Origin of the sequence: Azohydromonas sp. (assembly GCF_035325925.1) — a bacterium.
Taxonomy (GTDB): domain Bacteria; phylum Pseudomonadota; class Gammaproteobacteria; order Burkholderiales; family Burkholderiaceae_C; genus Calidifontimicrobium.
This window is the reverse complement of sequence record NZ_DAOKZA010000070.1, coordinates 11,224-12,533: the sequence shown is the minus strand read 5'-3', so window position 1 is coordinate 12,533 and position 1,310 is coordinate 11,224. Positions and strand designations below refer to the sequence as shown.

2 protein-coding genes are annotated in these 1,310 nt (G+C 72.5%); both read right to left on the bottom strand.

What is annotated here, in order from left to right; translation table 11 throughout:
* On the bottom strand, positions 1–490 hold a 490-nt coding region (locus tag PKC53_RS17485), incomplete at its 3' end, for an AAA family ATPase (protein WP_324430946.1).
* A 31-nt stretch (positions 491–521) separates the two neighbouring features.
* Positions 522–1,310 (bottom strand): ABC transporter substrate-binding protein (locus PKC53_RS17480; protein ID WP_324430944.1); only part of this gene is annotated, 789 nt, incomplete at its 5' end.

The following is a 1,310-nucleotide window of genomic DNA, read 5'->3' as shown; positions in this document are numbered from 1 at the left end:
CGATCTGCAGCAGCTTGCGCTCGTTGGTCTCGAGGTTGGTCAGCAGGCGCAGCTGTTCGAGCACCGCCGGCGACAGGTTCTGCGCCTCGTCGATGATCAGCAGGCTGTTCTGGCCCGCCGCGTGCGCGCGCAGCAGGTGGGCGTTCAACGCGTCGACGCAGTCCTTGCGTGTCGGCGCGCCGCCGGGCAGCGCGGCGACCGGCACGTGGAACTCGGCGCACACGGTGCGCAGCAGCTCGAGCTCGTCGAGCGCCGGATTGAAGATGTAGGCCACGTGGCAGTGCGCCGGCACCTGTTCGAGCAGGCAGCGGCACACGGTGGTCTTGCCGGTGCCGACGTCGCCGGTCAGCAGCACGAAGCCGCCGCCGCCGCGCACGCCGTACAGCAGGTGCGCCAGCGCCTCGCGGTGGCGCTCGCTCATGTACAGCAGGCGCGGGTCGGGGGCGATCGAAAACGGCTCGCCGCCGAGGCCGAAGTGGCGCTGGTACATGGGCGCTCAGGATAGCGTGCGCGTCGGCGTCTCAGGCCGCGCGCGCGGCCCACGCGGCGAAGAGCCGGTGCAGCCGCTCGACGCCGTCGGTCAGCGCCGCCGGGCCGGGCTGCAGGATGTCGGCCGACTTGACCTCGTGCAGTGCGCCGTCGCGCACCGCCGGCACCGCGGCCCAGCCGGAGCGCGCCGCGACCTTCTCGGGGCGGAACTTCTTGCCGCACCATGAGCCGACGATCACGTCCGGGGCGCGCCGCGCCGGCTCCAGCGCATCGGGGATCACGCGGTCGCGGCCCATCGGCATCGCCGCGAGTTCGGGGAACACGTCGTCGCCGCCCGCCACGCCGACCAGCTCGCTGACCCAGCGGATCGCGCTGATCATCGGGTCGTCCCACTCCTCGAAGTACACGCGCGGCCGTCGCGGCCAGCGCGCCGCGGCGGCGGCAATCTCGGCGTGGCGCGCGCGGCACGCGGCGATCCAGTGCTCGGCACGGTCGACGGCGCCGACCATCGACGCGACCAGGCGCAGCGTGGCGACGATCTGCTCGACGCTGCGCTGGTTGGTCACCAGCACGTTCAGACCGGCGCGGATCAGCTTGTCGGCCAGCGCGGCCTGCATGTCGGAGAAGCCGACCACCAGGTCGGGCTCGAGCGCGACGATGCGCTCGATGCGCCCGTCGAGGAAATGCGAGACCTTGGGCTTCTCGTCGCGCGCACGGCGCGGACGCACCGTGTAGCCGCTGATGCCGACGATGCGGTCGGCCTCGCCGAGCAGGTACAGCCACTCGGTGGTCTCCTCGGTCAGGCAGACGATGCGTTGCGG